Here is a 25,364-nt window from a genome sequence, read left to right as displayed (position 1 = left end):
CGATGGCCGAAAATTGTCATAAAAAATTGCGTAAAGCAAGGAGCGCTTCACAAATCTCTGCGTTCCCGGTCACCTGTTCGATCGCTCAGAACTCCGAATAATTACTTTTCTCGACAACACCGCAGTCAACACCCCTATAGCTAGAAGTAGACGTAGCTGTTAACTTTCAACGCGCGAATCGCGAGGGGGGTGATGGATGGCGCAGACGTTACGGCCGACGAAGTTCAAGGACGTCGACCTTGGCGACCCTTTTTTTGACAGCTTAAAAGCCCAATACGGTGAGTTTTCTGAGTGGTTCCAGAAAAAAGCCGAAGAACCGGTGTACGTTGTTGATGATGACACGACGGGCGGGATCCGCGGCTTTCTTTATATCAAAGTGGAAAATGGCGAGATAAAAGACGTCGATCCCACTTTCCCCCCGAAGAAACGTTTGAAAGTGGGAACCCTCAAAGTAATCGCGAAGGGGACGAAACTCGGCGAACGAATTATCAAGCGCATCTTCGATCACGCCATTTTGGAGGGGGTCGAAGAGGTCTACGTGACCGTATTCGATACCCATGAGGCGTTGATCAAGCTCTTTAAGCGATATGGCTTTGAGGAAAGGGGGACGAAGACGACCCCAAATGGCCAGGAATTGGTATTGCTGCGGTCTTTGCAAGCAACCACGGGCGACATAGTTAAGGACTACCCACTCCTTCACACCGCCGGCGTCTCCAAGTGGTTGTTAGCGATCAAACCAAAATATCACACCGATCTACTTCCCGACTCAATTCTCAAGACTGAAGACCCGAATTCCGAGGACGACGTCCCCCATACGAATTCTATCCACAAGGTTTACGTTGCCGGTCTGACGTTGACGCAAATGAAGCATGGCGACCTTGTTGTGTTTTATCGGACAACGGATCATAAGGGGCCGGCTTACTTCCGTTCGGTGGCCACTTCCGTATGCGTCGTGGAGGAAACTCACGGGCGAGCGCACTTTCCGGACGAAGAAGCATTCGTCCAGTTCGCAAAGGACCACAGCGTCTTCAGTGAGCAGGAATTGCGCGACCGATACAATGACGGGAAACAGCTCTACGTCGCAAAGCTGACGTATAACGTATCATTCACAAAGCGACCTATCCGGGCGGTTTTGCTCAACGACGTGGGCATCAGCGAACTGCCTTATTGGCAGTTGCGCAGACTGACAGACGGTCAGTTTGAACATATTTTGAAATTGGGTGAAGTAGATGAAAGTCTTGTTGTCGATTAAGCCGGAATATGCAGAGAAGATTTTCGACGGAACCAAGCGTTTCGAATTTCGAAAGAGCATATACCGTTCAAGAGAGATCAGGACGGTGGTAGTCTACGTAACTCGTCCGGTAGGGCAGATCATCGGAGAGTTCGACGTTGATGAGATTTTGTGTGAGGACCCTGATACGCTTTGGGAGATGACGTCGTATTATTCGGGAATATCAAAGGAATTCTTCGATTCTTATTTCTTGGGAAGAGACAAGAGTTTTGCACTCGCAGTAGGAAAGGTCCGGCGTTATGAGACGCCTTTGGATCCCGCCGATGTGATCGAAAATTTCACGCCGCCGCAATCTTACATGTACGTCGACGACGAGTTGAGCAGGCCATCATCGACACAGCTTGCTTTTGCTCTGTAAGCAGGAAACATGGGCCGCACATGAATGGCACCTTGGCAATATGGTATGAGCCAGCAGCCCAAACCGACCCCGGCTCATTTGCCGCGGAGGAGCAAACCCAAGCCGAGAAACCCAATTTGGAGCTTCACTTCAACCTCTGGAGGGATATGCCGTCCGGTACGAACTTTCTCGATATCGGACTAAAAATCTCAAGGGCTGAGCTTTTAACCCGGATTTACATCTATTTCCCTGTCGTAGTTCGGAAGAATCAACTCAGCGATCTAAGCGAGGTCATGAAGTTCGGTCAGACTTTGAATGCTGTATTCAACTCGGTTGTCGCGGTCGAGAAGCAGAGTGACGTTCACTACACGACCCTTTCCAATGGGATGCCTTTCGTCGCCGTTCATAAGATCTCGATCGAGAACGACATCGAGATAGACACAGTTGAGGACGGCCTCAAGGGGCCAGGCTCGACCATCACGTTTACCGATAAAATGTGTGAGAGATTGTGGACGGAAAAGGGAGTGGATCAGTATATCCGCTTTCGCGTCAAGTTAAACGGAAAGACGAGACATCTATTTACCCAGGAAGTTGTCGCCAAGGATAAAATCTTTGTAAGTTCTTCCCACCGGCTTGAACTCACAGAACTCCGGTTAAACGAGCATCGCAGTTTCCCGTCTTCGATCGCGAAAAATGCACAATCAAATGCGTTCGTGATATCTCGAGTTCATTACTTTCTCATTAGGGAGCTCGGCAACACGCTGGTCACTCAACATGCTCCCTTGCGGAAGGTACGCCGTCTTGAGGCCAACTTATGGGCCGCATATCTCAACGGTGCACCGACGGTGTCGCATGATGCGGCGGAGGAGGAGAGACTCGCGTCTCGGATGGTCATCTACCATTGGCGTGAGGGCAGCCCAAAGGATCCGATCGCGGATTTCACAGCGTTTGCAAGCTTCCAGACGAGTGCGCCTGGCCTCGCATTTTATATTATCGCATTGGTATTGCTGGGCGCCGTCGGAAGCTCGGTTTCGGCGTGGGGCCTCGAGAGCTACGGTCTTCAGACGTCGTTGATTGGCTTCCTGGGCGGTATCGCATTGTTGTGGCTGATTACGTGGAGTGGACTTTGGGCGTGGCTGGGTGCGCGATTCGGGGATGTCAAGCGTTCCGTCATTAGAAGGCTACGCAAGCTGCGGCGTGCTGTGACGGATTTGTGAAAGAAAGAGCGCGAAGGGCGGCCGCTCTGCGTGGATACCCGCAATTTTCGCTCTGAATTTATTTGGGTATCCAAACCCGCAATGCGCTGCAGCATTGCGGGGGTTTGTGGTTGCCGGGCGATCCTCGTCGAGCCGGGGCACCTTGAACTGGTGAATTGCGGGTCTGCAGTTCGATTCCGCTCAAGACCGAGGGGATGAGTCGCCTTGTCTTTTCGCAATCAGCGGAACATTTGGATCGGTGGTGTCTTGCCGTCCGTCTCGCCAAGCCGAACGAATCAGACGCGCCAGAAGCAGGACCGTGTGAACGAAGGCCGGCAAGCGGATGTTCAAACTCCGCTTGCGCCAGCTGTTGCCCGATCACTCAGGTTGCCAGCTCGATCAGGGCTGCCGCCTCGCGATAACGGGCGCTGACGTCGGGCGTGAAGTGGAAGGCGTCGAGGAAGTTTTCGGTTCGATAGGCGGGGTCCTGGAGGCGGATGCGGACCGCATAGTTGCGCGCTTCTTCGATACGCCCGGCGAGTGCGAGGCGATGGGCGGCTATTGCCAGGATGTGGACATGCGCGTTCGGGCGGGCCGCGGCCTTGACGGCCCATTCCGCCGCTTCCTTGAAGGCGTCGAGCCGGATGAGCGCGATCGCTCGGGTGCCGAGCCTGCCGAAGAGCAGCGGATCGCAGGGGCTCAGCAGCCGCGAATGGTCGGATGCGGCGATCGCCGCCGCCGGATCGCGGGACTGCGAGTGGACGAAGGCGAGCGCATAGTGGCCGAGGGCGAAGTTGGGGCTCAGAAGGACGGAGCGCTCCAACTCGCGCACCGCCTCATCGTGGTCCCCGGTTACACGACGCTCGCAGCCCTCGTGTTTTGCGATTTTTCCAGGGCGGAGCGAGCCACTACGGCGTGAGCGACGAGGCCGCGCTGGCGCGCGACACGAACAAGTTCGAGTCGCGCTATCTCGATTGGCTGATCGGACCCTATCGCGAGGACGAGGCACTCTATCGCGAACGTTCGCCGCTCTTTCAGGCCGAGCGTTTGTTCAAGCCCGTGATCTTCTTCCACGGCGATGAGGAAGCCGTCGTGCCGCCGAGCCAGACCGAAGCGATCGTTGCCGCGCTTCGGCGCAGCGGTCGGCCGGTCGGCTATTTCCTCTACGCGATCGAGGTTTTGGAGCTGGCTTGACTTTCTAGCGTCTCGGCGGCGTGGCGCGTGGCCCTGTCTCTCGGAACAGGACATGGCGGTCTCGAGCACAAAATTCGATGCTGGGTAGCGGAGAGTTCGCTCGGCTACGACCGTCCCGACCGCGGATGATTGCGCCGACTTCCTTGCCACCTTACAAAACCGCCTCCGGCGTCTACGTCGCCTTCAACATCTCCGACACTCGCCACCGACTTTTGATTCTGCGGCTCTCACCGTTAACGACGTGATCTTCGCCATCGCTTGAGTTCGGCCGCGTGCGCGAACCGGATCGGCGAGAGCGAATTGGCCATGATCTAGTCTTCGACGAGCACCGCCGCTATCGCGGGCACGGAAGTTGACGAAGTTGACGAGAGTTGTGTTTCTCATGTCGCTGGCTCCTAAAATCGCGATAGCCTGCCAAGGCGGGGGCAGCCATGCTGCATTTGCGGCGGGTGTGCTGAGTGGCCTATTGGCGCCTGAGTTTCGTTACCAGCTCATTGCCTTGAGTGGGACGTCGGGCGGCGCTATGTGCGCCGCGTTGGTGTGGTCTGGCCTGATCCACGGTGGGGCGGACGAGGCTCGGCACCGCCTGATCGACTTTTGGCGCGACCTCGAGGTGCATGACATCCTTGATGCGGTAACTAACTTCTGGGCAGTGTCGTCGGCACGCCTCCCGGTAACCGCCGAGATCAGCCCTTACCTTCATGGTCCTGTGGCGGAGCCGCGGTTGCGCGACCTTCTCAGTCGTCACCTCGACCTTGCGTCGTTGCCGAGCGAACCCCGTCGTCGCGCGAGGCCGAAACTCCTGATCGGGGCCACGGACATCATTCACGGCCTCGGAGTGGCGTTTGAGGGCGAAAGCTTGACCTATGATGAGCTGATGCCTCGGCCGCGGTTCCCCCCGCTCTTCCGGGCCGTTCAGGCTCGCGGCACTCTCTTCTGGGATGGGCTCTTCAGCCGCAATCCGCCTGTGCGCGAATTCACCGAGTTGCCGGAGCGGCCAGACGAAATCTGGGTGGTGCAGATCAATCCGCAGCAGCGGAAAAGTGAGCCGCGGGCGATGCCGGAGATTGTCGACCGCCGGAATGAGCTGTCTGGCAACCTGGCACTCAGCCATGAATTGTACTTCATTACGAAGATCAATGAGCTGCTCGCCGAGTATCCCTCACTCGGCGCACGCTACAAACCTATCAACATTCGAGTCGTCGAACTCGAGGGCGACTTAGATTATCCCTCAAAGCTGGACCGCTCCAGCCCGATGATCGAGCGCCTGCTGCGAAACGGGGAGGAACGCGCAGCGTGGTTCTTCGACGGCCGATCTCTGTGGCCACGCTAGCGAACAACGAGTTGTGCGGACATCCAAAGTCGTTTTCTGTCGCGGTGGGACGCCGGCAGCACCGGGCGACCAATGCTTTCTCAAGCGAATGATTTCCGGTGCGAGCGTTTCGCCCGCCCTATATCGCAAAGCCGAACCTGCCCCCCTCCGGTACCTCGGTACTAGCACCAGTGGGCGTAGAGCACGGACGCCCTGTTGGACCGTGCGCCACGTTCGTCGCTCATGCTTGGCGCTCTTAGCTCACGCGATCCGGTGGGGCCCGGCCACGCTCGCAGCGGAATGGCTCAACGGAACTTCGGTCCGATCTTCTTGCGAGGCTGGGGCAGAGCGGCCTCTGCGGCCGCAGGTGTAGACGGCGCCGGTCTTTTCCCCAGCCCGGAACCGAGTGCGATTTCGGCACGCTGGCGGGCATAGGCCGGAGCCGTCATCGGATAGTCTGCCGGGAGCTTCCATTTCTCCCGGTATTGTTCAGGCGTCAGGCCAAATTTCGCCATCAGGTGCCGCCGCAGCAATTTCAACCGCTTGCCATCTTCGAGGCAGATGATGAATTCTTCTGTGACCGACTTCTTGACCGGCACGGCCGGACGCTGCTCTTCGATGACAGGCGCCTCGTTGGCCTGGAACGACGATGAGGTCTCGTTCAGCGCCGTATGGGTCTGCTGGATTAAACTTGGCAGCTCGTCGATCGCGACGGCATTGCGGCTCAGATAGGCCGCGACGATCCGGCCGGTAAGCTCGAGTGTCCGCTCGTCGGCGTCCGAACGCGGTTCGGTCAATGCGCTTCTCCCTTCACTTTTCTACCCTCACATGCATCGGCGGAGGTAATGTGCAGGCAATCCCGCCAGGCGGAAGTCGGTATTGCCGGTGGGCTGAGTTTATCGACAGAATTCCGGCCTTTTTCCCTTGTCTGCCGATGTCCCGGTGCGGCTTCTCATTGTCAGGCTGCGTGAGCCTCGCTTTCACTTCTCACCATATGCTGCCCGAGGAATAACGATCGACGATGACATCGCAGCTCGAGATGTTTCCGCCGCCATGCGCGAAGAACGATGATGTTGTCGTGGCGCCCTTCACGACGGCAAACAATGACCAAGCCATGGTGCGCCATCTCGAGAAGAGTGGCAACGATCGCGTACTGCGCAGGCTTGTTCCCCGCGCAGTCGTCGGCACGCCGCAGCCGGGAATCCCGCGGCATCGAGGTCGGCGCCGTTGCGTTGGGCCGGCAGCATCGGCGACGTCACGGGTGTGTACGGCGGTCTGCAGCATCCCCTCAATCCGATCCCGCCGGAAATCACCCGTCTTACCGGCATTCCCGACCAAATGGTGGCCAAGCAGGTGATCGATATGGCAGGCTTCGATCCTTGATCGGGCCCGCCGACCTCGTCATCGCCCAAAATGCTTCTTTCGATCGCCCCTTCTGCGAGGCGTTCTCGAGCCTGTTCTCGGACAAGGCCTGGGCCTGCTCCGTCTCGGGGTCGCTGGGCGGCACGGGTTTCGAAGGGACGAAGCTCGGGCTACCTGATCGGCCAGATCAGGCTGCTTTCACAACGGCCACCGCGCGTCGACGATTGCTTCGCCCTTCTCGAGGTGTTGGCGTTTCGCGGGGAGGGAGCCTACCGCAATGCATTTGCTGAGCTTGCATGGCAGCGAGAAATCGCGCGAGGCTACCGCTGGTCGGATGGCAGCGAAGACCGCCCGAAATCCTGGTGGACCGAGATCGACGAGGAGCTCCGTTACCTGCGATCGGAAATCTATCTGTGGAATGAAGGCGACCCGCCGGTGAAACGCCTGACCGTTTTCGATCGCTTTAAGGCCTGATCGAGCTTCGATCGACCTACGAGGCGGGGGCCCAAACAAGCATTGGAACCGGCTTTCGAGGGAGAACGTCCCAGGCCAGCTTAGCCTCGATCACCGCGCCTTGCGGTGCTCATTGATGCCGACAACACTTAGGCAAGATTGTCGATGGGTTGTTCGAAGAGGTCGGCAAGATCGGCGAGGCCAGTGTCCGTCGCATCTACGGCGATTTGTCGGGCACACGTTCCAAGGCCTGCGCGGATGTCCTTTCGAAACACGCGATCATTCCGCAACAGCAGTTCGCCTGTACGAGCGGCAAAAATGCTTCGGATATTACGCTTGTGTCGACGTGATGGATCTGCTGCACAGCGGGCGCTTCGATGTCCTTTGCCTCGCTTCGTCCGACAGCGGTCTTACGCGTTTTGCCGCCCGGATCCGCGAGCAGGCATCGATGTTTTGGCTTCGGGGAGCAGAAGACTCCAGAGAGCTTCCGGCAGGCCTGCCGTCGGTTTATCTACACCGAGAATCTTGTTTCCGGCGCGGTCAAGGGCAGAGCCCGGCGGCCGCTCAGCCCTTGCAACCAGCAAGCGCCGCCGTGCCGTTGAAAAAAGGTGCTTGCACAGGAGGAAGCCGAAGACGGATGGATCAACCTAGGCACAGTTGGCAAGCGACTGCTGAACCTGGCGCCGGACTTCGATCCGCGTACCTTCGGATTTCGAAAACTTATCGTCTCGTCCGGAAAACAAACCAGTTCGAGATCCACCAGGCTGAGGGTGGTCCCGTCAGCATTCGGCCGAAACAAAAGAGGCAAAATTAGCGTCTATCGCGACGCAGATCGCTTGCTTGGGGTCGGGCAGTTGCGTCCAGCCGGCGGATTTTAGCTTTGTCCGAAGCTCAGAAGCGTCTATCTGTGCTCCCATACGAGGCGAGCCTTGTCCGCCCTTGGGTGGCACGGCAAATGATCAAAGGAAGACATCATGGCGACGGGTACCGTAAAATGGTTTAACGCGACGAAAGGCTTTGGCTTCATCCAGCCCGACGACGGCAGCGCCGATGTCTTCGTCCACATTTCCGCAGTGGAGCGGGCTGGCATGCGGGATCTCAAGGATGGCCAAAAGATAACCTATGAGCTGGTCAAGGATCGCAAGTCCGGCAAGATGTCGGCGGACAATTTGCGGGCCTAGGCCTGTTCCTCGTACGCCAGCTTTTTTGGAAGGGACGGGGTTGCCTCGGTCTTTTCCGTTTAAAGCCTGCGGCCAATTGTAAGAGTGCGGAACCCGCCTCTGCCGCGGAGTTAACGCTCTTGAATTTAACGCAATGCAACACCTACTGCAGGTAGGGAAGCGATTCACCTCCTCCCGAACGCTTCGGTTCGACGGGCAGCATTCTTCTTCCCAAGCTGTCGGTCACTTATTGAGCCCGGCGCACTTCCTCCCGCGCCGGATTTTTTTTGGCTTTGTCCGCGATTTCGCAAGGCATGCCGCACGCATCACGCGAAAGCTACTTGGCTGAGGGCCGTGGCGCGCGTCATTGTACTAACGCCCCGAAACCGCCGAAACCGGCATGCCGTAGGCCGGATCCTCGGCGCGTTTGACCGGATCCCAGAGGTGGTGGACGAAACTCAACAACAGCGCTTCCGGCGCCGGCCAGGGGAGGGAGGAGCCGGTTGGAAGTCGTCACCTGCCTCGAGAGAGCCGAGGTCGGAGGCGAGCGCCCGGAGCGTGTTTTCGACCATGCCCTCGCCGGCGAGGTGTTTCAACGTTGCGAGGTCGTTATCGGTCAGCAGCGCGGGCGAGCTGCTCGCGCCGGTCGAACGGCAGGATCCAGCGCGTCGAGTTCTTCGGCACGAGTGAGTGCTGCTTCCTTCTCAACCCACGCAGTACGGTCTTTCGCCGCCACAAGAACCCTTTCGATATGGCGTCTCTTTAGCGATCCTCGCGCGTGTGCCAAAGCCGCAACACATAGATCGCCGACTGGTGGATTTCATAGCGGATTTCATAGTGACCGACGAGAATTCGCCGGACTTCCCGAGGCTCGAATTCCTCGAGCCGTTCGCCAAGGCGCGGTTGCTCGAGCAGTCGTTTTGGAGCGGCTGTCAAGGACTCCACTGTCCGTGCTGCAGCCGAGCGATTGACCGGTGCGAGAAAATCATACGGGCGGCCGAGGTCCGACATTGTCGACGACGAAGAACTCATCGCTCGCGTCAAGGCTAAATCTCCGCGGTAACAATCGGCTCGTTACGCTTCACCTCGCGGTAGTCGCCAAGCCCGCGCCATTGGTGCCGGAGTGGAGGCGTAAACGCAGAGGTCTAGCGGTTCGAGGTGGAAAGGGGCTTTGCCGATGGTTGCCCTACTAGCCAGCGTTTGACGCGGCGCGCCATGGCGTCGAGATAGGTTAGCACGACAGGCACAAAGACCAAGGTCAGCAAAGTCGAAGATATCAACCCACCGATGATCGCATGAGCCATCGGCGCACGTTGCTCGCCGCCTTCGCCCAGGCCCAAGGCCATGGGCAGCATACCGAAGATCATGGCAAGGGTCGTCATAACGATCGGTCTCAGCCTGACCGCTCCGGCATCGGCAAGGCTCTGGCGTAGATCCTTGCCCTCCCGCATTCCCAGATTGGAATAGTCGACGAGAAGAATTGCGTTCTTGGTGACCAGCCCCATCAGCATGATGAACCCGATCATCGAGAACATATTGAGCGTCGATCCAGTGAAGAGAAGGCCGAGCAGAACGCCGATCAGCGAGAGCGGCAAGGTCATCATGATCGCAATCGGCTGGATGAAGGAGCCGAATTGAGAAGCTAGAATGATGTAGATGAAAATCACCGCAAGCACGAGCGATTGAAGCGCATAACCGGTGGTCTCCGCAAGGTTCTCGGCGTCTCCGCCAAATGAGATGCGGTAGCCGACAGGGATGTCCATCTTGTCAACTGCGGCGTTCAAGTCTGTCGTCACGTCGCCCAAGGCCCTGCCTTCGACGTTGCTCGATATGCGAACCTCGCGGGACAGTTCCTTGCGGGTGATAGCGTCGGGCGCAGTGCTCTCAACAACGTCGGCGACCTGATCCAGCAAGACCGTTATCGGCTTGCCATCTTCATCAGTGCGGCCGGTCGAAATGGTCAGATTGCGAAGTTGTGCGGCATCTCGCCGGCCGGTCGCGGGCAGGCGCACCATAACATCATAGGATTCGCCATCAGGCGCATTCCACACGGATATCGCGCCCCCTGCGACTAGGGGCCGGAGCGTATCACCGATCGTCGCGACCGAAACCCCCAAGTCGCTCGCCGCTTCACGACGCACTCTTACCGCCAGAGTCGGTCGGACATTTTCGATCGACGACTCGATGTCCGTGGCCCCCGGGACCGCAGCAAGCGCTGAGGTGATTTGATCGGAGATTCGTCGTAGCTCCTCGGCACCATCCCCCAGGATCGAGAGCTGTAGCGGCTTTGATGATCCTCCAACTCTCGAGGACTGACCGACAGAAATCTCAAGGCCGGCGATCCGTGAGAGCCGCTGGCGAATTGGATTAATGGCTTCCGATGTGGTCAACGTCCGATTATTGCTTGGCATAAGCTGCACGGCCACCATAGCCTGGTTGAACCCAGGGGCGCCGCCGGAATTGATCGTGGAATACGTTGAGGAGACAAAATCGAATTCCCGCAGCGCCCGTTCGACCTGACCCACCTTGGCGGCCATGTAGTCGAGGGAAGCGCCTTCGTTGGCTTTGAGTGATATGCTCACTTCCCCCTGGTCGGCTGGCGGCAAAAACTCGGCTCCGATGCGCGGCACAAGCAGCAGGCTGGCAACGAACACGCCGACGACAACGGCAATCGTTGTTTTCCGGTGCGCGAATGTCCAATGGATGACAGAACGATACCGGCTCGCCAGCCCCTCAAACCACTGGTCGAAACGTTCAACCAACCGGCCGAGGAAACTTCGTTTGGCGCCCTTCTGGGACTGAGGGTCGTACCAGACGCTCGAAAGCATGGGATCAAGTGTGAAGGACACGAAAAGTGAAATCATCACGGCCGCGGCGACGGTGACGCCGAACTGCAGGAAGAAACGACCGATCAGTCCGCCCATGAAGGCGACAGGCAAAAACACGGCGACAATGCACAGTGTGGTCGCCAGAACGGCAAGTCCTATCTCGTTGGTGCCGTCGAGCGCCGCTCTCACATGATCCTTGCCCATCTGGAGATGGCGGGTGATGTTTTCGCGCACGACGATCGCGTCATCGATGAGAATGCCGATCGACAGGGATAAAGCCATGAGCGTCATGTTGTTCAGCGTGAAGCCAAGAGCGTAAATGACCGCAAATGTTCCGATGACGGAAATCGGGAGCGTAAGCCCGGTGATGACCGTCGATCGCCAGGAGTTCAGAAATACGAACACGATCAGCACGGTCAGGACACCGCCTTCGATCAGGGTTTGCTGTACCTCAGAAACCTGGGCGGCGATGGGGCGGGAGTTGTCGCGCGTGATGGTGAGCTGGATGTTCTCCTTCGCCAGCTCTGCATTCAAAGCCGAGATTTCCTTGCGAAGCGCGGATGCCACCGCGACCGTGTTCGCGTCCTGGACCTTGACGATGTCTAACCCAAGAGACGTAACGCCTTGATAGGTCGCCCGGCTGGTCATCTCGGCGCCCGTGTCGAGAACAGTTGCTACATCTGACAGATAGACAGGATAGCCGCCGCTTTGGCTGACAATAATGCTGTTGAAGCCCGGTGCATTCGCTATGCGCCCTTCGACCGTCACGATCCGCTGCCTGATGCCGGAAATGAGCGTTCCCGCAGCGCGATCCTGGTTTTCGCGGCGGATCGCGGCCATAACGGAACCAACGCTCACACCATATGCCTCCAGACGATCCGGATCCACAACCACAAGGACCTGCCGCTCGCTCCCGCCGACGAGTGAAATCTGACCAACGCCCGAAATGACGTTCAGACGGTTGGTAATGACGCGGTTGGCAAGTGTTGTGATTTCTGACAGCGTCCGAATGGGCGAGGATGCCGCAACGGAAAGGATTGGTTCGTCGTCCGGATTGAAGAGTGTGACCTGGGGGGTATCCACTCCGTCCGGGAACGTCGCTTCCAACCGTGCAACCCGGTCGCGCACTTCCTGCGCCGCGACTTGTGAATCCACGTCGAGCTCGAACTGAACGAAGACGATTGAGCGTCCTTCGTAGGATTCCGACGCTATCGTATCGATCCCGCCGATAGTGTTCAGCGATGATTCAATTGGCCGCGAAACCTCGCTCTCGACGGAGGTCGGAGACGCGCCGATGTAGGTGGTCGCGACCACCACGATCGGCAGGTCAGTTTCCGGAAACAAGTCCACGCCCAAACGATCGTAGGAAAATAAGCCGAGAACCAGGACCGTCACCATCATCATGGTCGCAAAGACGGGGTGCCTGACGCTGACGAGGGTGAGGAACATCGGTCAAATTTCCTCGACGACTACGGGTGTGCCTGCAACGAGATCGGGCAACGGAGCCGTGACGACGACATCACCCTCTTCTATGCCCGATACCTGAACGAGATCACGGTCTGTCCAGCTTGTGCCAAGCCCCACGGATTGTCTGCGCAAGACGCCGCCCTCCACTTTGAGGACGAACGAACCGTGAGTATCATGTCGAATGGAGCCTGCCGGAAGGGCAATGACATCCTTCTGGTCGTCGACTTTGAGAATCCCGGTCGTGAACATGCCGCCTCGCAGCAGACCTTCGACATTATCGATGGCGACGAAGACACGCACGGCACGGGATCCGGCGACCGCCGTGGGCGAAATGCGGACGACCTCGCCGGCAAACGTACGGCCTGGAAAACCTTCTACGTTCAACTCCACGGCCTGCTTGAGCCGCACAAGAGGGATACGACTTGTGGGAACCCCCGTGTCGACTTCCATCCGGCTGAGATCCACGATTGTCATGAGTTCGGTGTTTAATGGCACCGTCTGCCCCTGTTCAACCGGACGAGCGGCGACGACGCCATCAAATTCGGCTCGCAGTTCCGCATAGGCGAGAGAACGTTCAGCGTCCGCGACTTCTGCCTGCTTTGACCTCAGCTGTGCTTGGAGCTTGAGTAGGTTTGCCCGAGCTTCCAGCCGCGTCGCTTCTGATGCCGCACCGCGCTTGCCAAGAATGACAGTCCTTTCAAGTACCGATTCGGCGAGTTCGATCTGGGCGTTGAGGGCGTCGATTTCGGCTCTTCTTGCAGTGACGGCCGAATCAAGCGCTTTCGAATCAAACCGGACAAGCAGATCACCCTTCTTGACGACATCCCCGATCTGCACGGCAAGCTCGAGAATCGTTGAGGACACCCTTGACGTCAGAGTCGAGCGGCGGATGGGCGTGAGGGATCCTGCAATGCGGACTTCGCTAGCGATATCCTGACGAACGGCTTTGCTGACATCAGCTTGAGCTAGTTCGATCGGGCCACTGGGTTTTTGAATCTGAGCCGTCGCCTCCCCAATCAACCCAAGGACAGCCACAACGGTTACAAATCTATGTAAGCTCGACCAGAAAGCATCTAACATCCGCATAAAACACCTCGCGGCTCGGATCTGAAAAGACGTGATTAATCGCCGTACGTTCTCTTTGGCTAATAAAAACACTCAGCCGAGAATTCAAGGACTCGACGGCTATGCCGTCTTTCTGCCCCCTTGAGAAACCCGTCGAGCCGTAGCGTGCTTTCCGGTGATCCAGGGCGACTGGACATAACCGCTGTGGCTTTTACTTGCTGATTTCAATTGAAGAAGTAAGCTGAAAACCCTGCGCGGAAATTTGAGCTTACGGCTTCACGCCGGGGCAGGGGAGGGGCCTCTCAAAGCCCGGACGGTTGACCGGAAGCGGTCGCGGCTGCGCTGATATTTGCGGGTCATTTCCGCGCTGGCATGACCGACCTGCTTCTGACGTACCGCTCGTCCACCTGCCGAGGCGGCGAGCCCGGCGCGCAGCGAGTGGCCGGAGAATTTTTCGGCTCGCTCGGCCTCGCTGAGGTCGCCTCTAACGCCGGCGGCGAGTTGACGAGGCGTGCCGCCTCCCGGTCATTCAATCGGTTCCATTCCAACATCCTTGCCCTGGCCTCGGACGCGGCGGAAGAGGGGGCCCTTTGCAATCCGCGCGGACTTGATCCAGCTCTCGACGGCCACGTGTCGTGTCCGAGGAGCCACGGCCGATCTCGACCTCGCGCCAGCCGGACTTGCCGCGCGGGTGACGAGCGAGCCCTTGTCAAGGATATCGATCCAGCTGCGGCCGTCCTCGGTCTGATCGCGGCCGACGTCGAGTCCGACGATCTCCGAGCGGCGCGGGCCGCCGGCAAAGCCGACGAGTAGCATGGCGCGGTCGCGCAAGCCGCGCAGTGAGCCCCGATCGAGCGTTCGAGTATGGCGATCAGATGCTCGAGAAGCACGGCTTCCTTCTGGCGGGGAGGGCGGCATGGGGTGTTGCGGATGCTGGCCAGAACGGTGGCGATGTGGCGGTCCTTGCGGTCGAACGGTGTGCCACGCTGGGCATAGTTCCAGGTGAGGGCGGAGAGGCGCCGTTCGATCGTCATGACCGGAATGGGGCTTGCGGTCTGCCGTTGCGGTCCCTGACGCCGCAGGCGGTAATGTAGAGCCCGACGGTCTGCGGACCGGGCGGCAGATGCGCGAGACCCTGGCGGCGGCACCAGCTGGTAAAAATGCTTGCAGTCGGAGGCATGGGCCTTGCGGGTGTTTGATGGAACTCGCCGCCTCCAGATAACCGCGCGCCCGAACGGCGTTGCTCGAGGTGGGCCGGCAGGGCGGCGGTTGCTTCCGGAACAGGGCAGGGGAGTTCAGCGCCACCAGGGTTCGTGTCGACCGCTACGCCACGAAATCGGCCTTTGGCGGTTCCGAGCCCCGTCGCTGAACTGCTCACGCCGGTGTCTCCCAGGGATTGATCACAGATGCCTCCGTGTCTTCGAAATCCTTGACGTCGCGTGTGACGAGGATCAGGTCGTGGACGATCGCAGTCGCGGCAAGGAGCCCGTCGATATCGCCACGCGGGCGGATTGCGGCGATGCGGCCCCATTCGACGGCGATCTGGTCGGTCACCGGCAGGATGCGGTCGCCATGGTCATGGCGCAGCTTGCGCAGCCATTCGGTGAGGTGTGCAGCAGCGTTCGGATCCGTCTTCTGTTTCAGCGCAATGCCGCGCATGATTTCGCCGAGGGTCAGCGCACTCAGATGGATGGTGAGCGGATCGACGGAGCGCAGCCAGGACACCGCCTGCGGCGTGCCGCGTCGCGCCTCCGATACGATGTTGGTGTCAATCAGATACATCAGAAGGCCACGCTGCGGCTTGGCGTCTTGGCGCGCACGTCGACCGCATCGGCGAGCTCATCGTCCCAAGCGGGACCGCCGAGCAGATCGTCGACCAGCGTCGGCCGGCCGGCGCGCAGAGCGTCGTAGTCGTGGGCGGACAGCACCACGGCCGTGCGTTCGCCGCGAAGCGTTACGATCTGCGGTCCTTCGTGTCGCGCCTTCTGCACCACTTTCGAGAAGTGGTTCTTGGCGTCCTGCAGCGGCCATTCCATTGTTTTCCTCCAAACTAGCTAGACTGTCTAGCTGTATAGACCTGTTTACCGGCGAATTAAAGCGCAAATTTCCCACCGACGAGGGTGATTTCCGCCTGATTCGGTGGACCTTTCTATAAAAGGTGACAAATATGCCGTGCGGTTATGTGCGAAATTTACGCATAAAAAATGCGCGTACGCTGCAGCCTTGCCGGTATGGATTCGTTCGCTTTTCACCGCCGCCAACACCCTCACGCCGACGGCTCCCCTGCCGGGCTGCGCGCTGGCGCGCGGACGTGAAACCACGACACACGCCATTCTCCAAGGGCGAACTAGTGACCCTGAAGAAATCACAGGTGCGCATGTGCGCGCCGTCGACTACCTGTTCGAGGGCGGCGACAGCGTCGAGCTCAATCTGGGCACCGGCATGGGGACAACCGTGAAAGAATTGCTCACGGCGATCGAAGGTCTCCAGGCGACCGTTCGATGCCAGCTATGTGGGCCGACGCGAGGGCGACTCGACGACGCTCGTCGCTAACAACGACAGGCTCGGTAAGTGCTCGGCTGGGAGCCGCAATACGATCTGGCGGCGATCACCGAATCCGCCTGGAACTGGCATTCGCGCCGAAACGGCTGAGCAACCGGTAGGCTCGGCCTGCTGGGCGGCGGGCCCGGTGAGGCCGACGGCTGGCGGCACTCCGTCCACGCTGCAGCAGCGGGCGCTCGAGAAACACATAGACTGCGATACCGGCGATCGTGCCCGACACGATCGCCATGAGCAACGAGATCCCCGCTGGCACGCCCAACATGCCGCCGGCCTTGGCGACGACCGAGATCGCGAGGGCGTGCCATAGGTAGATCGAATAGGAAGCATCGCCGAGCAGGACCGGCATGTTCAGCATCGGGACCCGTCCGCTTGCCTCGAGGGACAGCGCTCCAAGAACCAGGAGGACGGCGAGCGGCCCTGTCGAGCGTTCATCGAAGGGCAGATGGAGGCCACCGATCAGGGCGAAGCCGCAGAGCGAGCAGGCAATCAATGAAGAACTTATCGCCGCCCCGGGAACCTTCCCCCGGAGCCAGAACTCCCCGAGGATCATGCCGGCGACGAACTCGAGGATAATCGGCCGTGTATAGGTCAGCCAGAGAGCATTTTCGCTGCGAGCAACCAGCCCGACCGTGACCAGCGCCACGAAGAGGCCGGTGATGGCCGGGACGCGCCAATGGCGCGGCAGCAGCAGAGAGGCCGCGAACACGGCGTAGAAGAGCATCTCGAAATTCAGCGTCCAGCCCTGCACGAGCACCGGCCAGATCTCGCCGCTGCTCGGCGAGCGGACCGGAATGAAAACGAGCGATGCCAGGACGTGGTCGAGAGTCAGTACCAGGTTGGGAAACAGGCCGGCGAGCGCGCCGGCAATCATGACGGCCGTCGAAAACCAGTAGATCGGAACGATGCGGCGGAGGCGATCGGCGATGAATTTCGCGGGGGTCACCGGCCGCCGGTCGTTGATCACCCGCATGATGAAGCCGCTGATGACGAAGAAGACGTCGACGCCGGCCGCTCCGATGGTAAAATCGTGGCCGGTCTTCTCGGCGGCGTGAAAAATCACGACAGCGAGCGCCGCCGCCGCCCGAAGATACTGAATCGCCCGGATCGTTCCCATTTCCCCCTCTGACCGTGATGTCACCGGAAAGCCTCCAATCCACCAGCGTTGATCCAGCCAGTCGGCAACTTCACCCAAATCTTCATCGGCATTTAGCAGTCCTTGTTCCGGGTGGCGGTCGAAACAGCCATGGCCGCGACGGCAAGGCGGCAAAGGCCAACATCAAAGTAAGCTTTTCGGTAGTGAGCCCAGTCAGCTCGCGTGCAACTTCCCTATCGATAACTCCGCGCTCTGGGAGCAGGCCTATGCCGCTGGCTGGGCGGCAAAACGCCTCCTCGGTGGGCGCCGCCCCATTGACCACTGAGGTTGCGGTCTAGGCGTGTTCTTCAATCAGCTTCAGGATAAATACGAACCCGTGAGCCGCCGTTTGCTTTCAGCAACTCGGCCCTATAAGGCACTCCGCGGATGTTGATATACGTCGGGCGCCGGGCTTCCGGCATGAGGTGCTCGCCCTCCAGTGCCGGACAAGGTAGGGCGGAAGCCAGCGTTCGCGGTGCTGCCATCCCCCGCGGATAAGAAACCCAAGGTCCGCTACTGGCTGACGGGATGGCCCAGCTTCATTCATCGGCCTCGCGCGCGGATGATGGGTGAGGCGAACGTCCCTGTCCCGGCGGCCGCCCGGTCCCAAGAGGATCGAGTAACGCTCACCGTTGATGTCGACCTGCCTTGGACCAAACTGGTCTGTATCCAGTACATCGATCACGACATCCGAGACCGGTTGGGAACCGTGGCGCCAAGTCTCGCCGATGACAGGTCCGATATCCGGGATCTCCTGAGGGGCCCCCGATGGCCCGACGAGCGACGGGGGTCTGGCGAGGTCAGGCGCCGGCGCAGAATGAGCATCGTCACGCAATTTATACGGTGTGGGCGGATTCAAATTAATCAGCGGTTCAAGACCACCGTAGATATCTGAGAACGGACGGCTTGCAGATAACGGTGACGCAGGTTCTTGCTCCCCAAACCAAGCCCAAGCGTTCGCGCTCGGGGTGGCCGGAAGATCCTGAAGCGCGCTCGGCTGCAGGCCAGGCTGTGGCGTAAACGAGGACGACGCGGGGTCTTGCATCTGCTCCCTCAACCAGTCCCAAGCTCCCTCGCTTGGGGTAGATGGCGTCGCGGGAAGCTCCTGCAGCCACCGAGGCTCCCGTGCGCCTTCTCCGGCGAGCGGACGCGCGCCCTCTGGAAGAGGCAACCCCAGTGCTCTGTTCGCCTCGAGAACTTGCTGGTATCGCCGAAGCCTGAGCAAATCGGACTTGATTTTGGTGTCCGCGGTTTGATGCTTATACTGCTCAATATCTTGGGCCAGCGCATCGTCGTTGAGTCGGCCAGCCATGGCGCCCTTTTTGCGCGTTTGCAGCCAATCACTCAACCTGCAAAGGCGGCGCGCATGTCTATCGACAGTCTCGGGCAGAATCCTGCCTGTTGCCTTTTCCGCCGCGGCCCACATGTCGATGAGGGTTGCGTCTGCCGAATAAGGAACAAGGCGGCGGATATCGGCTGACAAGGCCCTTCCGGCACCGACGTCCCGGAGCTTCTTCAATGCCGCTTTGATGCGCCTGCTGCGATCGCTCGCATAAGTTTCCACATCGTCATCCAACCCAGTTTCCAACTCCGGGTTGCCAATTCGAGCCGCGATTGATGGCCTCCCGTTCTGACTAAGTCGGGCGCTCAAATGGCGCAGATCCGCCATCGCACTTTTGACCGTGCCGCCGCCAAGTGGTTTGACGGTGCCGTCGTCGGGGATGGCCCTGGCTTTGATTTTGAATTCCTCAAACAGCGCCTCATCCTCGACAGGGACCCGGCGTGCTCGGCCGTGCTGCTTGGCGTGATCCACGCGGAATTTCGTTGAAAGGACCATTTGCTGCACCGCCGAGCCGGACGGCTTATCGCTGCTACTCGCCCCGAACGCCTTTCCAACCCCTGATTTGATACGCTTCCACAGTCCGCTCTTTTTGCCGCTCTCCGTCTCGATCGCGGGCTGCTTTTCAGATGACAAGGTGGAGCGCGCGCTGCTGAACAGATCATCCCGCAAATTAGTTTGCGGCGGTACTTGGGCCGCAAAGTGAGCACGGGGGAGATCAATGCTGTGGCGCGTGCTGTTGAACGAGTTGTCCGTCGACCGAGCGTGTGGCGGCATCCGCATCGAACCGCCGAGACTGGCGCGCTGGATTCCTCCACCGCCCTCTGCGGAACTCTCATCAGGCGAATTAGACTTTGCGGAGCTCTCATCAGACGAATTGAGTTGCAACGCGTCCATCCGTCGGGGCACCTCCCAAAGTTGTTCGGCCTGCCCAGCCTGCTGCCGTGATAACGCACGGTAGTTCTGGATCCAGGCTTCCGAGCTAGATGCGCCCGTCAATGCCTCCATCCAGTTAGACATATCGCGAGCACCGTCTTCAGGCGCGTCGCCGTCTCCTGGATACATCCGTCGTACTCCGTAAGTAAGATAAGGGGCCTCACAGTAACGCACGCCGGCCGATCCCCGGCATGCAACGTCGGCATACAATTATGCAGCCGAGATACCCTGGCTGTGCGATAAACGGGCGCGGAATTTGCCATGGCGATGGTGAGGGGGATTGCAAGTGACATCGTAAAGGTAAAGGACTTTGAATTCGATGTGCGACTGTCGGTCGTGACGAACCGTGACTATCGCCGCACCTCTTTCCCACCGAGATCATCGCCCTCGGGTTACCAGCACTATGGACTGGTACGTCTGACCCGTCTCGGACGCGGCGTGCCGTGGGTGCAGGCGTGCGATCTTGTCCGAGAGCCGGATGCGGGAGATCTGCATTTCCGGTTCGATGAGCGGTGTGTGGAACGGGAGTCACGATCGAGCCACTAAGGCACCGCCAGACGAAAGGGGCGGAAACAGATATGCTCGACCTACAGCCAACCGCGCCACACCTCGACTCTACCATCGGGACTATGTGGTTCTGATGATCCTGGCCAAGCTCGGTTTGCGCGCCAGCGAAGTTGCCGCCCTCAATCTTGACGATATCGAGTGGCAGTCGGGTACGATCCTCGTGCACGGTAAGGAGCGGCGGCAAACGATCACGCCGCTACGTCACGACGTCGGAACAGTTATCGTGGCTTATATCCGGGCATGGACGGCCCGCTTCAGCGGTCGGCGAGTTTTCTTGCGAATCCTGGCGCCGCAGGTGAGTTTTGCCTCCGGCTGCGCCATCACGATGATCGCGAAGCAAGCACTCGAACGGTTGGCATCCACGGCTACTGCGCATCACGGCGCCCATCTTTTCCGCCAGCCCCGCGACCGACCTTTTGCGGTCGGGCGCCAGCTTTGCCGAGATCGGTCAACTGCACCGCCATCGAAGCATCGACAGCACAGGATCGCCCCGCCGATAATGACCGCTCGTAACCTGGGTTCGGTGCGGGATCGCGCCGGGCGCGCGACCAGTCCGATTGCCGGTGAAGCCATGGCGCAGAATGAAAGGGCGCAATAATGGCTCATGCGATCTCCTCACGATAATCGGTACTTTCGCGAACAACTTGGATGACTTCGTCATGGGTCAGAAGGCCGCGTTCTATGGCTAGTTCAATGAATGGGCGCCGTTCGGCGACTGAGGCCTGCACGAGCTTCGATACCTCGGTGTAACCGAGCTTCGGCACGAAGACGGTGGCAAGCGCCGACGATTGCATTAGGTTCCTGAGGGACTGCTCACGGTCGGCCTCGATGCCGGCGATGCATTTATCGGCAAAAATGCGCGTGGATTTCGCAAGGAGCTCAATCGAGTCGAACAAGCGTGAGGCGATGATCGGTTCGAAGTGATTAATTTCGAGCTGTCCCTGCAGCGAGGCCAGGGATACGCCAGCATCGTTGCCGACAACGGCAAAGGCTACCTGATGCATCATCATCGGCAAGACCGGGTTGACCTTGCCCGGCATGATGGAGGAACCGGGCTGTACGTGCGGAAGTCGCAACTCGCCGACGCCGCTGTTCGGGCCAGACGCGAGAATGATGAGATCGGATGCGATCTTGCCGATGACCTCGGCGCAGATGCGGATTTCCGAGGAGACGCGGGCGAACGCGTCGGCATTCTGCATGGCATCGAACATATTCTCACCGGGGCGGACATCTGCCCCGACGATTTCTTTCAGATGGCGATAAACGGCGCTCCGGTAACCCGGAGCGGAGCCCAGCCCGGTTCCGATAGCCGTTCCGCCCAAGGGCAGGACGAGCATCTCATCCCGGGCGGAAACCAGCTTCTCGACAAGCCTGCGAACGGCTGCAGCATAACCGGAAAACGCTTGACCGAGGCGCATGGGCTGTGCCGCCTGCATGCAAGTCCTGCCGATCCGCAAAACATCCTTGAAGGCGATGGACCGCTCTTCAAGAGCTTCCGCAAGATGCTTTAGGGCCCCGATGAGGCACAGAGACTTGTCGTAGACTGCCAGCTTGACGGCTGCGGGCAAGACGTCGTTGGTCGATTGGCCGCTGTTGACGTGATCGTTCGGATGAATACGGCTATATGTACCCGGCTGCTCGTTCAGTATCTGGAGCGCGCGGTTCGCGATCACTTCATTGACGTTCATGTTGATGGAAGTTCCACCGGAGCCTTCCAGCAAATCGACGATGAACTGATCGGTGTGACGGCCGTTTTCGATCTCGACGGATGCCGCGATAATGGCGTTCGCGACATCGGCGGGGAGGACGCCGATATCGCGGTTGGCGGCTGCTGCTGCATGCTTGATGCGCGCAAGCGCCTTGAGAAGCTCCGGCGCGTCGCCGAGCTTGTGAAATGAGATGTCGAAGTTTTCCTGGCCGCGAAGCGTCGCGACCCCATATAGCGCCCCTGCGGGCAATTCTCGGGAGCCGAGGCTGTCTGTATCTGTTCTAGTGTTTGGCATGGGGTCCCTAAGTCCGATCAAGCGGTGCCGCGAAGCATGACAAAACCGACATGGGTTTTGAACCGAATATGCGTTACTTAAATCATTTCACATAGCAGTATTAGTTTCCATAGCGGTAGCTCGCTATCCATGACCGTCAAGCGGGCGACGAGCATGCTTCCTAAAAGGCGGAAGGATTGCCTCGATCGGGACAGATTCGTTTGACCTGCTCGACTACAATGCCACCGACGAACGCACCGATGCAAATCCTGATCGAGCGGACGGGACTCCTAGAGGCCATCGCGAACATACTGTCCGCTAACCTTCGGCAGTTTGACGGCATTGGTATCACCTTTGACGACTGGGCCGATCTCGCCGATTTGCGCAGCGAACTTGCCCGCGACGTCAAGGGAAATTGTCATCGGGCACGGGACGGCCAGTCTTAAAGAAACAGCTTAGCTGCTGTCCCTAGTGCCGATTTCAATATCCCTATAGTCGTCACAGGACTATTGCGGCCCCTGACCGGCAATTCCTGCGATACTTACCCCAATTTGGTCGCGGCGATCCCCGTGGCCGCAGCTAATTCCAACAACCCGGCCGTTCTCGTCGTAATGCGACGAGATCCACTCGCCGCTAACGGTGACGAAGTCCCACATACTTCGTCTGAAATGTATTTCAGAGGTTTGCCTGCACGGTTTCGTCGATTGGCCGGTGGCGAATATCATCCGCGCCGAACGCCGCGAGTAAGGCAAATTCTCGCAGGACCTGCTGCGGCGCCTTTCGCGCGTCGTATCGTTTTCAGTTACGTGGCGCGGATGGCTCGGCCATTCGTTCGTTCGTTGACCGGCGCAAAAGCAATCGTATCGCCCGGATAAGGTCCACGTATCGGCACGCCGGAGGAAGTGCGCACCTTGAACAATGCCATGTCGAGGGGACCCGTGTGTGCAGTAGTTCCGTGCGGCGATTGCCGCCGGTTCGCCGACGGGATTCTGGCGCATGTTAAGACACCCCGCGGTGCAACATGCCCTGCGCAACCACTACTTCGAGTCACTCGGCCTTCCCCGTCTCCATGTCTCTGCCCAAGCCTAATCCGGTTGAACGGCCTATGCCGGGTGGTGAGGGAGGGGCGGCGCCGTGAGGCGTTCCCCCCCTTCCCAAGGGAGCCGTTCTTCACAAGAGCGGTGCACGGCTTGTTGCAGGGTGTTCACGTTCTGGGCCAACGGGATTGCTGGAAACGACGAACGCTCGCATCTCAATCTGTGGTCGAACGACCGTGAACTCTCGTCGCGAACTGGCATAATGATCTGCCGGCTGGTCACGAATTTCCGGCCACTTCAAACGGCTGGCTTGGCGAGTCCGGTTCGGAAAGCTCGACGGTGTGAGGATGGAAAATGGAAAACGGCACGCTGATCGTGACGCCGTACGCCAGCGATGTTCCCCACGTGCGGCTACGAGATGCCCATTGATTCGACCGACTGCGCAGCGACCCGGCCTTCAAGCTCGCCTGCGGACGGCTGCCAGACGGCAAGATTGATCTGTGGTCGTAGCGTTTGCTCACAACCTCATCGATCATGTGACGTCGTCATGCTGGCCGGCTAACCACTTTTCGTAAAAGATCACTGCATATCCGTGCAACACCCGTTCCCTGCGGCGAATATAGCCGGCCGTTTCATAAAGCCTTTGTGCCCCTACCTGGATCATTGTGGTGTCGAGCTTTATCCACTTGAATCCTAGAGCAACGGCTCGCGATTCCAATTCGCTAAGAATCCTCCTCCCAAGGCCTCGTCGTTGAAAGGCGGGATCGACCCGCACACGTTTCAACTCTGCGACATCATCGTCAATAGGTTTCAATCCACCCATAGCAGTGAGTTTGGAGCCGATATGCGCAACAACGAAGTCGCCGCCTGAGGCGATATATACTTCCCCGATATCGCGTAAGTCATCCTCCCACACCCCTTCCGGACCACGCACCCCAATAGCCTCAGATGCTCTCCTGTGCAGAAGCCACGCATCATCGGCATCCCTCGGCTCGAACCGACGAAAAATCACTTCGTTTCGAGACATCGATCATCACCTCTTTGGAGTCGGACGTCTAGGCGCGGCATCCCTTTACACCAAATAGCGCCGTTAGCTTTGATCCACCGCCCTCAACAGCCGCTGTGAAAGCACAGACTCAATACTTTCCGCCGCCTCAACTCCGACAATTGGACGACCCGGCTCAATTGTATATTTCAAAGCCGTACGGCGGTGCAATTGGGTAAACCGATCCAGCGCACTAACACAGGACGCGCGCAGCTTTCTGATTTCACTGCCGTGGCGCTCCATGACGGGCGAGATGGTTGCAAACTTAGGAAAGTCCGCTTTCCCATTTAGCCACCTTGGCTGGAGCTCCGCGCTCTCCTTGTCGGGTGACAACCAGCGGAATACCTCGTGAATGCACCGTTGCGGATAGTATTCTGATAGCCGAAATACATCCCTATAAAACTGCGGTTTCTGGTGGAAGAGTTCTTCACCGATAAGCAACACCGAGACCGCGACGATCCGGGCAGAGAAACGGCCGCTTGGGCCAAGCCTGTCCTTGTAAGGGTTTTTTCCGTAAAAAACGCGAAATTGGCCAAACAGATCGGGCGACATGCACTCAAAAAAGCGCGCCAGAACACAATTTGCCGACTCGAGGCGCTCCACGCATACCGCAAGACATTGACGCGCATCCGCTTCAGCCGAGTCACGCAACTCAAGTAGAGCGTCCATTGCTGACTGTAATTCACTTTCAATGTATTGATGACCCAGGCAAAAATCTCGCTCCTCGACCCCAGCCGAGCCGAGGCAATATACGCGTGGATCGCTCTGCAGCGGATTGGTAAGGATCATATCTTCATAGGAGAGGACATCAACGCTAGGCTGCCGCTGACGACTTAAGCGTGCAAGGCGGCTAAGCTCCTTCCCCACCGTCAACTCGGCATCGACGGGATGAAGGCCGGCAAACGCAGAGATCTGATAAGCACAGTTGACGAGATACTGGACGTCTGTCTTAGCAATCTCGAACTCGGACTTGGGCAGACTCAGCAGTTGCGCCTCATAGTCTGTTGCCGCAATCAGTGCATTAGCAGGCTGCTGAAAAAGCCCTCTGGCTTTTGGGTTTTTGCCGTGATTCCCTACGGCTGCAACAGAGGGACTGATT

Annotated in this window: 22 protein-coding genes and 5 pseudogenes; 12 read left to right on the top strand and 15 right to left on the bottom strand. The window is 58.9% G+C overall.

Annotation, left to right across the window (positions count from 1 at the left end):
* The first annotated feature begins 196 nt into the window (after positions 1–196).
* Genes ATB98_RS02220 through ATB98_RS02210 form a run of 3 tightly spaced genes read left to right on the top strand, consistent with a single transcriptional unit; the run spans position 197 to position 2,845 of the window.
* Positions 197–1,252, top strand: a complete 1,056-nt coding sequence (locus tag ATB98_RS02220) for an acetyltransferase (RefSeq protein WP_066868491.1) — start codon at positions 197–199, stop codon at positions 1,250–1,252.
* The gene (locus ATB98_RS02215) at positions 1,230–1,649 is read left to right on the top strand and encodes an ASCH domain-containing protein (RefSeq protein ID WP_066868490.1); all 420 of its coding nucleotides are present in this window, start codon (positions 1,230–1,232) and stop codon (positions 1,647–1,649) included. The genes ATB98_RS02220 and ATB98_RS02215 overlap by 23 nt, the downstream gene beginning before the upstream one ends.
* Before the next feature lie 20 nt (positions 1,650–1,669).
* Positions 1,670–2,845 (top strand): hypothetical protein, encoded by a 1,176-nt coding sequence (locus ATB98_RS02210; protein ID WP_066868485.1) that lies wholly within the window; start codon positions 1,670–1,672, stop codon positions 2,843–2,845.
* Positions 2,846–3,206: 361 nt separating this feature from the next.
* On the opposite strand, the gene ATB98_RS29740 is transcribed toward ATB98_RS02210, so the two are convergent.
* On the bottom strand, positions 3,207–3,656 hold the full coding sequence (locus ATB98_RS29740) for a hypothetical protein (protein WP_202879861.1): 450 nt from the start codon (positions 3,654–3,656) through the stop codon (positions 3,207–3,209).
* Here ATB98_RS29740 and ATB98_RS29735 point away from each other — a divergent pair.
* Together ATB98_RS29735 and ATB98_RS02195 are read left to right on the top strand one after the other, a co-directional pair.
* The gene (locus ATB98_RS29735) at positions 3,545–4,018 is read left to right on the top strand and encodes an alpha/beta hydrolase family protein (protein ID WP_327197671.1); all 474 of its coding nucleotides are present in this window, start codon (positions 3,545–3,547) and stop codon (positions 4,016–4,018) included. The genes ATB98_RS29740 and ATB98_RS29735 overlap by 112 nt on opposite strands.
* Positions 4,019–4,370: 352 nt before the next feature.
* Entirely contained in the window at positions 4,371–5,351 is a 981-nt protein-coding gene (locus tag ATB98_RS02195) for a patatin-like phospholipase family protein (RefSeq protein ID WP_234781848.1), read from the top strand.
* Between the two features lie 284 nt (positions 5,352–5,635).
* On the opposite strand, the gene ATB98_RS02190 is transcribed toward ATB98_RS02195, so the two are convergent.
* Positions 5,636–6,127 carry a MucR family transcriptional regulator gene (locus ATB98_RS02190; RefSeq protein ID WP_066868476.1) on the bottom strand — a complete coding sequence of 164 codons (492 nt, stop codon included), beginning with the start codon at positions 6,125–6,127 and terminating at the stop codon, positions 5,636–5,638.
* A gap of 242 nt (positions 6,128–6,369) precedes the next feature.
* On the opposite strand from ATB98_RS02190, the pseudogene ATB98_RS27730 reads away from it, so the two are divergent.
* The 3 genes and pseudogenes from ATB98_RS27730 (at position 6,370) to ATB98_RS02175 (ending at position 8,326) form a co-directional block, all read left to right on the top strand.
* Positions 6,370–7,166: pseudogene (locus tag ATB98_RS27730) on the top strand (3'-5' exonuclease).
* Positions 7,167–7,271: 105 nt separating this feature from the next.
* A pseudogene (locus ATB98_RS02180) lies at positions 7,272–7,959 on the top strand (NYN domain-containing protein).
* Positions 7,960–8,119: 160 nt separating this feature from the next.
* Positions 8,120–8,326, top strand: coding sequence for a cold-shock protein (locus ATB98_RS02175; RefSeq protein WP_066868472.1), 207 nt, complete (start codon positions 8,120–8,122; stop codon positions 8,324–8,326).
* A 357-nt stretch (positions 8,327–8,683) separates the two neighbouring features.
* Here ATB98_RS02175 and ATB98_RS29890 read toward each other — a convergent pair.
* The 7 genes and pseudogenes from ATB98_RS29890 to ATB98_RS02145 form a co-directional block, all read right to left on the bottom strand.
* Positions 8,684–9,041, bottom strand: a pseudogene (locus tag ATB98_RS29890) (integrase); the annotation flags it as partial.
* A 26-nt stretch (positions 9,042–9,067) separates the two neighbouring features.
* Positions 9,068–9,337, bottom strand: coding sequence for a type II toxin-antitoxin system RelE/ParE family toxin (locus tag ATB98_RS02170; RefSeq protein WP_066868470.1), 270 nt, complete (start codon positions 9,335–9,337; stop codon positions 9,068–9,070).
* A gap of 113 nt (positions 9,338–9,450) precedes the next feature.
* Positions 9,451–12,582 (bottom strand): efflux RND transporter permease subunit, encoded by a 3,132-nt coding sequence (locus tag ATB98_RS02165; protein ID WP_066868468.1) that lies wholly within the window; start codon positions 12,580–12,582, stop codon positions 9,451–9,453.
* A gap of 3 nt (positions 12,583–12,585) precedes the next feature.
* Complete coding sequence (locus ATB98_RS02160) at positions 12,586–13,686, bottom strand: efflux RND transporter periplasmic adaptor subunit (RefSeq protein ID WP_066868466.1); 1,101 nt, start codon at positions 13,684–13,686, stop codon at positions 12,586–12,588.
* Between the two features lie 255 nt (positions 13,687–13,941).
* Positions 13,942–15,073, bottom strand: a pseudogene (locus ATB98_RS29885) (tyrosine-type recombinase/integrase).
* Positions 15,040–15,447 carry a type II toxin-antitoxin system VapC family toxin gene (locus ATB98_RS02150; RefSeq protein WP_066868465.1) on the bottom strand — a complete coding sequence of 136 codons (408 nt, stop codon included), beginning with the start codon at positions 15,445–15,447 and terminating at the stop codon, positions 15,040–15,042. The pseudogene ATB98_RS29885 and the gene ATB98_RS02150 overlap by 34 nt, the downstream one beginning before the upstream one ends.
* Entirely contained in the window at positions 15,447–15,701 is a 255-nt protein-coding gene (locus tag ATB98_RS02145) for a type II toxin-antitoxin system Phd/YefM family antitoxin (protein ID WP_066868464.1), read from the bottom strand. The genes ATB98_RS02150 and ATB98_RS02145 overlap by 1 nt, the downstream gene beginning before the upstream one ends.
* A 325-nt stretch (positions 15,702–16,026) precedes the next feature.
* On the opposite strand from ATB98_RS02145, the pseudogene ATB98_RS27720 reads away from it, so the two are divergent.
* Positions 16,027–16,317, top strand: a pseudogene (locus ATB98_RS27720) (UDP-glucose 4-epimerase GalE); the annotation flags it as partial.
* Here the strand turns inward: ATB98_RS27720 and ATB98_RS02140 are convergent.
* Complete coding sequence (locus ATB98_RS02140; RefSeq protein ID WP_407695278.1) at positions 16,274–17,365, bottom strand: acyltransferase family protein; 1,092 nt, start codon at positions 17,363–17,365, stop codon at positions 16,274–16,276. The pseudogene ATB98_RS27720 and the gene ATB98_RS02140 overlap by 44 nt on opposite strands.
* A 349-nt stretch (positions 17,366–17,714) precedes the next feature.
* Entirely contained in the window at positions 17,715–19,763 is a 2,049-nt protein-coding gene (locus tag ATB98_RS29630) for a hypothetical protein (RefSeq protein ID WP_174551897.1), read from the bottom strand.
* A gap of 511 nt (positions 19,764–20,274) precedes the next feature.
* Between ATB98_RS29630 and ATB98_RS02130 the strand changes: the two genes are divergently transcribed.
* Positions 20,275–20,799 carry a tyrosine-type recombinase/integrase gene (locus ATB98_RS02130; RefSeq protein ID WP_234781847.1) on the top strand — a complete coding sequence of 175 codons (525 nt, stop codon included), beginning with the start codon at positions 20,275–20,277 and terminating at the stop codon, positions 20,797–20,799.
* Positions 20,800–20,803: 4 nt separating this feature from the next.
* Here the strand turns inward: ATB98_RS02130 and ATB98_RS02125 are convergent, their stop codons facing one another.
* Entirely contained in the window at positions 20,804–22,204 is a 1,401-nt protein-coding gene (locus ATB98_RS02125; protein WP_066868463.1) for an aspartate ammonia-lyase, read from the bottom strand.
* A gap of 239 nt (positions 22,205–22,443) precedes the next feature.
* Between ATB98_RS02125 and ATB98_RS02120 the strand changes: the two genes are divergently transcribed.
* Entirely contained in the window at positions 22,444–22,629 is a 186-nt protein-coding gene (locus ATB98_RS02120; protein WP_066868461.1) for a hypothetical protein, read from the top strand.
* 39 nt (positions 22,630–22,668) lie between these two features.
* Positions 22,669–23,058: an asparaginase domain-containing protein gene (locus ATB98_RS30505; protein WP_084435223.1), complete on the top strand. Its 390-nt coding sequence runs from the start codon at positions 22,669–22,671 to the stop codon at positions 23,056–23,058.
* Positions 23,059–23,498: 440 nt separating this feature from the next.
* Here the strand turns inward: ATB98_RS30505 and ATB98_RS30325 are convergent, their stop codons facing one another.
* The 3 genes from ATB98_RS30325 to ATB98_RS29390 form a co-directional block, all read right to left on the bottom strand.
* On the bottom strand, positions 23,499–23,756 hold the full coding sequence (locus tag ATB98_RS30325) for a hypothetical protein (RefSeq protein WP_167354046.1): 258 nt from the start codon (positions 23,754–23,756) through the stop codon (positions 23,499–23,501).
* Positions 23,753–24,247: a GNAT family N-acetyltransferase gene (locus tag ATB98_RS02115; protein WP_066868456.1), complete on the bottom strand. Its 495-nt coding sequence runs from the start codon at positions 24,245–24,247 to the stop codon at positions 23,753–23,755. The genes ATB98_RS30325 and ATB98_RS02115 overlap by 4 nt, the downstream gene beginning before the upstream one ends.
* Positions 24,248–24,310: 63 nt before the next feature.
* Positions 24,311–25,363, bottom strand: coding sequence for a hypothetical protein (locus ATB98_RS29390; RefSeq protein ID WP_234781846.1), 1,053 nt, complete (start codon positions 25,361–25,363; stop codon positions 24,311–24,313).
* Position 25,364 lies beyond the last annotated feature (1 nt).

Origin of the sequence: Sinorhizobium saheli (genome assembly GCF_001651875.1) — a bacterium.
GTDB lineage: Bacteria > Pseudomonadota > Alphaproteobacteria > Rhizobiales > Rhizobiaceae > Sinorhizobium > Sinorhizobium saheli.
The sequence above is the reverse complement of the archived record's forward strand: the minus strand, read 5'-3'. Positions and strand labels throughout refer to the sequence as shown.

Excerpts from the sequence above, each read along its gene's own strand:
- ATB98_RS02220 (WP_066868491.1), top strand. The coding sequence starts at position 197 with ATGGCGCAGACGTTACGGCCGACGAAGTTCAAGGACGTCGACCTTGGC.
- ATB98_RS02215 (WP_066868490.1), top strand. The coding sequence starts at position 1,230 with ATGAAAGTCTTGTTGTCGATTAAGCCGGAATATGCAGAGAAGATTTTC.
- ATB98_RS02210 (WP_066868485.1), top strand. The coding sequence starts at position 1,670 with ATGAATGGCACCTTGGCAATATGGTATGAGCCAGCAGCCCAAACCGAC.
- ATB98_RS29735 (WP_327197671.1), top strand. The coding sequence starts at position 3,545 with ATGCGGCGATCGCCGCCGCCGGATCGCGGGACTGCGAGTGGACGAAGG.
- ATB98_RS02175 (WP_066868472.1), top strand. The coding sequence starts at position 8,120 with ATGGCGACGGGTACCGTAAAATGGTTTAACGCGACGAAAGGCTTTGGC.
- ATB98_RS02170 (WP_066868470.1), bottom strand. The coding sequence starts at position 9,337 with ATGAGTTCTTCGTCGTCGACAATGTCGGACCTCGGCCGCCCGTATGAT.
- ATB98_RS02165 (WP_066868468.1), bottom strand. The coding sequence starts at position 12,582 with ATGTTCCTCACCCTCGTCAGCGTCAGGCACCCCGTCTTTGCGACCATG.
- ATB98_RS02160 (WP_066868466.1), bottom strand. The coding sequence starts at position 13,686 with ATGCGGATGTTAGATGCTTTCTGGTCGAGCTTACATAGATTTGTAACC.
- ATB98_RS02150 (WP_066868465.1), bottom strand. The coding sequence starts at position 15,447 with ATGTATCTGATTGACACCAACATCGTATCGGAGGCGCGACGCGGCACG.
- ATB98_RS02145 (WP_066868464.1), bottom strand. The coding sequence starts at position 15,701 with ATGGAATGGCCGCTGCAGGACGCCAAGAACCACTTCTCGAAAGTGGTG.
- ATB98_RS29630 (WP_174551897.1), bottom strand. The coding sequence starts at position 19,763 with ATGTATCCAGGAGACGGCGACGCGCCTGAAGACGGTGCTCGCGATATG.
- ATB98_RS02130 (WP_234781847.1), top strand. The coding sequence starts at position 20,275 with ATGATCCTGGCCAAGCTCGGTTTGCGCGCCAGCGAAGTTGCCGCCCTC.
- ATB98_RS02125 (WP_066868463.1), bottom strand. The coding sequence starts at position 22,204 with ATGCCAAACACTAGAACAGATACAGACAGCCTCGGCTCCCGAGAATTG.
- ATB98_RS02120 (WP_066868461.1), top strand. The coding sequence starts at position 22,444 with ATGCAAATCCTGATCGAGCGGACGGGACTCCTAGAGGCCATCGCGAAC.
- ATB98_RS30325 (WP_167354046.1), bottom strand. The coding sequence starts at position 23,756 with ATGATCGATGAGGTTGTGAGCAAACGCTACGACCACAGATCAATCTTG.
- ATB98_RS02115 (WP_066868456.1), bottom strand. The coding sequence starts at position 24,247 with ATGTCTCGAAACGAAGTGATTTTTCGTCGGTTCGAGCCGAGGGATGCC.